General features: G+C 50.4%; 4 protein-coding genes. 3 read left to right on the forward strand and 1 reads right to left on the reverse strand.

Going from position 1 to position 6285, the window contains the following annotated elements; genetic code table 11:
• Nucleotides 1–502 (forward strand): hypothetical protein (locus VLE72_01530; protein HSX14574.1); only part of this gene is annotated, 502 nt, incomplete at its 5' end.
• Between the two features lie 10 nt (nt 503–512).
• Here VLE72_01530 and VLE72_01535 read toward each other — a convergent pair.
• Complete coding sequence (locus VLE72_01535; GenBank protein HSX14575.1) at nt 513–3338, reverse strand: transglycosylase domain-containing protein; 2826 nt, start codon at nt 3336–3338, stop codon at nt 513–515.
• 87 nt (nt 3339–3425) lie between these two features.
• Here VLE72_01535 and tyrS point away from each other — a divergent pair, with 87 nt between their 5' ends.
• Together tyrS and VLE72_01545 are read left to right on the forward strand one after the other, a co-directional pair.
• A complete protein-coding gene (tyrS, locus tag VLE72_01540) occupies nt 3426–4589 on the forward strand; it encodes a tyrosine--tRNA ligase (GenBank protein ID HSX14576.1) in 1164 nt (387 codons plus the stop codon).
• The coding region (locus VLE72_01545; GenBank protein ID HSX14577.1) for an ATP-dependent DNA helicase RecG at nt 4590–6285 on the forward strand (1696 nt) is incomplete at its 3' end.

Here is a 6285-nt window from a genome sequence, read left to right on the forward strand (position 1 = left end):
AAGAGGTTTGGAAGTGTTAAATGAACTCCAAGCCATAGAGGGCCTGATAGTTGAAATTTCCGACGCCGATGTGGCCGGTGTCAAAGAGGTTGATGCTAAGCTCATAGCCCTAGCCAAGCAAATTGGAGCCGATGTGCTGACAACTGATTACAATTTGAATCGCGTGGCCCAAATCGAAGGGGTACGGGTCCTAAATATCAACGAACTAGCCAACGCCATTCGACCGGTGGTACTACCGGGCGAGGAAATGGCTGTCAAAATCGTCCAAGCCGGTAAAGAACGCGATCAGGGCGTCGGCTACCTGCCGGACGGCACCATGATTGTAGTAGAACAGGGCGATAAGTTGATCGGCCAAGAAGTGATGACGGAAGTTACCCGCGTTTTTCAGACCGTAGCCGGCAAAATGATCTTTGCTATACCGAAGCAGCCAATTGACGAGTTAAGCCCCCAATCAAAATCAGATTTCGCCAGCAAACCAGCCAAACCCAAGGGAGCCAAATAGCCACATAATATTAAGGCGTAACAATTAGAGTGTACGGCGAGGTCGATCCTAATTTATTCGAACCTTGATAGGCATCGGCATGCCAACTATATGTTCCCGGTGGCAGGACAATACTGTCTGAGCTTCCGGCGGTGGGATAGGTTGTCGGGCCAACAATTAATTTATAATTGTTGGCTCCTGGATAGTTATCCCAGTTAAACACGATAAGACCAGCGCTCTTATGAGTGCCATCGGCCGGCGTTTGATTGGAAAACGACCCGCCCGAAGTCACGTTCATGGTTTTAGTTTGTTCGTCGCTATAGAGAGCCGTATCTGTCACCACCATTTTAAAAGTGTGCGAACCGCTAGATGGAGCTGAGTAACCAAAACTATAAGAACCACTGCCGTTGACGCTTTGAGTTGAAATTAGTTGATCATCAAAGTAAAAGTCAACTTTATTGACTGGGAAGGTGCCGGAGGACCAAGACCCAGATATGGTGTAGGGGCCGGTGCCCACGACGCTAAAGTTAGTGATGGATGGATGAGTGTCGCTACAGCTGTGGACATTATCGGAATCAGTCGGTAAAGCGCCGCCGGTGTAGCCTAGTTGTGCAGCCAAGGCCTGAACCGGTGCGTTCCAACGCCCAAAGGCCGGATCGGCCGGTGGGATCTCAGCTTGCATGGCATTGGAGTAGACGGTGTGAATAGCGGCTTGGGGTGTGCAGGCCGTAGCTAACTTACCGCTGACCGAATCAACCTGGGCACTTTGCGAGTGTGAGGCGGCCGGGGCCTGATACCAGCTAGCGAAAATATCGGTTCTGGCTTGTTTGGTGCTGTCAGTTTTTTCGCGCCCGGTGATAGCATCGATGGTGACATCTTTGATCCCAGCTGGTTTAACGAAGGGCTGGTTGGGTTCGTCTTTGATGGCATTGATCATAAAGTCATGCCAAATTGGGGCCGCCACTGCTGCCGAACCGCCCGACATGGTGTGGCCGTCGTTATTACCAGCCCAAACGCCAGCCACGGTTGATTGAGTGTAGCCAATGGTCCAAGCATCGCGATAATTTTCGGTCGTACCGGTTTTAACGGCTGTGGTTTTACCTGGGATAATTAGAGCGGAGAAATTGGAACCAAAGGTTCGGGTGCGGGCCCCGGCATCGCTCAAAATGCTGTTGAGTTCGTAAACCGCTTGGGGGTCTAAGACTTTTTTGGGAGTTGGAGTTTTAGAGTTATCGACCAAGGTTTTGCCTTTGGGATCGGTAATTTTGATGACCGAAACTTGATCGACGTGAGTCCCACCGGTGGCAAAACCACTATAGGCACTGGCCATATCGGCCAGCGTAACTTCGCCCGAACCAAGCACCAGGCTGAGCCCATAATGGCTGGGATCCTGGTTGAGCGTTGAAATTCCTAAGTCTGTCGCAGTCTTGATTGAATCACTAACACCGGCTAAGTAGAGAGCTTTAACGGCCGGGATGTTAAGCGAGTTGCCCAAGGCCTCTCGGATCGAGACGACTCCATAATTACAATTACAATAGTTATGGGGCACGTAGCCACCACCAAAGTCGGTTTTAACGTCATAGAGGGTCGAGCCTGGCCCCCAGGTGGCATCAGTTTTTTTACTAAAGAGCGTCGAATAAACAAACGGCTTAAAGCTCGATCCAGGCTGGCGCAAGCTGTTGGCCACATCGACTTGGCTGGTGCTGAAATCGCTGCCACCCACCCAAGCCAGGACTTGACCGGTCTTAACGTCATCGGCGACTAGGGCAGCGTTCGAACCGCCCAAGCGTTTAACGTTGGCCATGTTCTTGGCCACGGCCTGTTCGGCCTGGCTCTGCTTGGTCAAATCAAGGGTGGTGATGACCTTGAGTCCACCAGAGTCGACCAGTTGGTTGCCGAGCTGCTCATCTAATTGGGCTTCGACGTATTTAACAAAGAACGGTGCCGTCACATTAGCGTAAGTTCTGGGTATTTTGGGGATCTCGGCCAAAACATCAACGGCCTTGGCTTCTTCGGCCTGCTGGGCGGTGATGTAGCCCTGGTCGGCCATCTCGTCTAGGACCATGTGCTGCCTAGCGATCAGCGCATCGACGTGGTCACCGTAGGGCGAATAATAACTCGGGGCCTGGGGAATGGCGGCCAGCAAAGCTGCCTCTGGCAGGGTCAAATCCTTGGCGTCTTTACCGAAATAGGTTTTAGCGGCCGCCTGGATGCCATAGGCTTGGGTGCCGTAGGGAATTTCATTTAGGTACAGCTTTAAGATATCGTCTTTTTTATAAAGTTGCTCGATTTCAATTGAGAGAATTAATTCCTTGGCTTTTCGAATGACGGATTGCTGGTTAGTTAATAAGGCGTTTTTGACGTACTGCTGAGTGATAGTGGAGCCGCCTTGCAACCCGCTACCGCGATGGAAGAGATCAACAAAAGCGGCTCTTAAGATGCTTAGGCTCGAAAAAGCGCCGTGGTGGTAAAAGTTTTTATCTTCCAGGGCAACTGTAGCGTGTTTAACGTTATCGGGCATGGCGTTAAAGTCGATAACCGTTCGATTGACGTCCCCGTGAACTTCGTAGAGCACGGTATTGCCGCTGCGATCATAAAAGCGGGTCGTTTGGGCCCCAACTTTAGCGTTGATCTTGCTGGGGCTTGGCAGGTCTTTGGCCACAAACAAAATCAATAGCACCACCATCAAAAAACCGATGCCCGCGATTTTTGCAGCCATCATGCGACCCTGGTGACTGAACCAGTAGGCTTTAAGATTAGCTGGCTTGAGTGAGACTAAAAACTTCTGCCACCGGTTCGAAATTTTAGCTTTCGAGTTTTTGGCAGAGGTAACGCGCCTAGGTTTGGCTTTAGCCATAGATTCTTATAATTCCTCTTGCGCTATTATACCAATGCCAGCACCCAAGTGAAAGCTGGCTCGTTCTGGTGTGCTATAGTTTTTGTTATGAAAGAATCACTATGGCGCGGCATCGAGGAGATCATCGATCAAAAGCAGCTAGAAAAGCTCCTGGCCGGCACTAAACCATTACGTCTAAAGTTTGGCGTTGACCCGTCGAGCCCCGATATTCATTTGGGCCATACGGTCATTTTGCGCTGTTTGGCTAGGCTGCAAAAACTCGGCCACACGGTCATCTTTCTAATTGGTGATACTACCGCTCTGATTGGGGACCCATCGGGTAAGAACAAGACCCGCCCGGTCATCGATCGCGATGAGGTCGAGCGCAATGCCAAGACCTACTTGGAGCAAGTCAATAAAATTTTGGATGTCGATAAAGCTGAAATTAGGCGCAATAGTGAATGGTTAGACGATTTATCATTAGCCAAACTGCTCGAACTGGCCAGCAACTTTACCGTCGCCCAGTTGATCGAGCGTGAAGACTTCAAAAATCGCTTAGATGCTGGTTCAGACCTTGGCCTGCACGAATTAATCTACCCGCTGATGGTGGCTTATGATTCGGTGGTACTAAAAGCTGATGTTGAATTTGGCGGTACCGATCAGCGCTTTAATATGTTAGCTGGCCGGGCCCTGCAGAAAAAAATGGGGCAGCCAGCCCAGCAGGTGGTGATGGGTAAGTTATTAGTTGGGACCGACGGTTCGCAAAAAATGAGCAAAAGCCTAGGTAACTACATTGGCATCACCGATGCCGCGAGCGATATGTACGGTAAAATCATGAGCATCCCAGATAACCTGATTGTGCCCTATTACGAACTATGTACCGATATTGATCAACCAGTACTTGAGCAACTCACCAAAACCCTAGCTGAGGGCGCAAACCCACGTGATGCCAAGGCCTCGCTAGCGCGGGAGATTGTCACTATCTACCACGGTGAAGAGGCGGCTCTAGCCGCTGAGGTCGATTTTGATCGGGTTTTTCGCCACAAAGAGTTGCCGCAAAATATAGTAGAAGTTGAAGTTAGCACCGGAGACCAGGACGTGGCTACGATGCTAGTAGAGCTAGGCTTGAGTCAAACTAAATCTGAAGCTAAGCGCGTGATTGTGCAAGGGGGCGTACGTATCAACGGCCAACGAGTGTCTGAGGCCAAACACAACTTCAAATCGGGTGACGTGGTTCAGGTTGGTAAGTTGCGGTCCGCCCGGCTGAAATAAATGTCTGAGCTGGGGCTGGGCACGCCGGTCACCGAGCTCAAAGGTGTCGGCGCAGCTTTAGGCGAAAAACTCCACCGTTTGGGCATCGAAGATGCCCGTGATTTGCTATTACATTTCCCATTCCGTTGGGAAGACTACTCTCAGATCGCCAAAATTAGTGCCATGAAACCAGGCCTAGTCTCCATCGGCGGCAAAATCGAACAAGTAGCGGCCCGATGGGCCCGGACGCGCAAATTACACATTTTAGAAGCAGTTATCAGCGACGATAGTGGTTCAATTAAGGCCATCTGGTTCAATCAGCCCTACCTAAAAGCTAAACTAGTCCCCGGTACACCGGTAGTGCTTTCGGGTAAACTGGAATTTCGAAACAACGATTTTGCCTTACAGGCACCAACCATCGAATTTACTAGCGAACTGGCTCAGGCCAAGATTGTGCCGATTTATCCGGAAACTCAAGGCATCACTTCTAGACAACTGACCCAACTAATTGGCCAAATCCTGCCATTAGTCAACCAGCTGAGTGATGATTTACCACCATCAATTCGAGAAGATTACAAATTAATTGATTTTAAGGTGGCGATCCAAACCCTGCATCAGCCGGAATCAACCAAGCAGTTAATTTCGGCTCGTCATCGCCTAGCCTTCGAAGAACTCTTCTTTATCATGGCTTGCGGACTAATTATTAAATCAGAGATGGCGGCTGAACCAGCCCAATCAATCGCTTTCGACCAAGCCCTAGCCCAAAGTTTCGTTCAGAAATTAGGCTTTAAGTTGACCGACGCCCAGCGCTTGGCAGCCTGGGCAGTGCTTAAAGATTTAGCCAAAGACAGCCCGATGCACCGTTTGCTGGAAGGCGACGTCGGTAGCGGTAAAACTGTGGTGGCGGCGCTTGCAGCCTTAATGGCTTCTGCCAATGGCTATCAAACTGCCATCATGGTGCCGACCGAGGTTCTAGCCAATCAACACGCCAAAAATCTAGCGCCACTGTTTGATCACTTTGGCTATCGGCTAGCCTTGGTGGCCGGGCGACAGACCACAAGCCTACGCCGAGAACTCCAAACTAAGTTAGCCGATGGCTCAATTAACATTGTTGTTGGCACCCAAGCCTTGCTAACGAATGAGCTGAAGTTTCAGCGACTTGGTTTGGTGGTGATCGACGAGCAGCATCGTTTTGGGGTTGAGCAGCGCCAATTACTTAAACAAAAGGCCGGTTATTTACCTCATTTACTGACTATGACAGCCACACCGATACCGAGAACCCTAGCACTTGCCGTTTACGGTGACTTAGACATTTCGATCATTAATGAATTACCGCCGGGGCGCATACCGGTCCAAACCAAAGTAATTTCCGAGGGCCAACGTCAGAGCGTCTACGCCCAGGTTGAGACTGAGATTACCCAGGGCCGCCAAGTTTATGTGGTCTGCCCTCTAATCAATGATTCCGACGTCTTAGGGGCCAAAAGTGTACTGGCCGAAGCGCAGCGCCTGCGCCAAGGTCCGCTGGGGCATCGCCGGATTACTGTAATCCACGGCCGGATGAAGTCCGAAGCCAAAAACCAGATTATGGCCGATTTTGCCAGCGGCCAGATCGACATATTGGTAGCCACTAGTTTAATCGAAGTAGGGCTGGATGTGCCAAATGCTAGTGTCATCATTATAGAAGCGGCTGAGCGCTACGGCCTAGCTACACTACATC

This window comes from Candidatus Saccharimonadales bacterium (genome assembly GCA_035480635.1).
Classification (GTDB): domain Bacteria; phylum Patescibacteriota; class Saccharimonadia; order UBA4664; family DATIHN01; genus DATIHN01.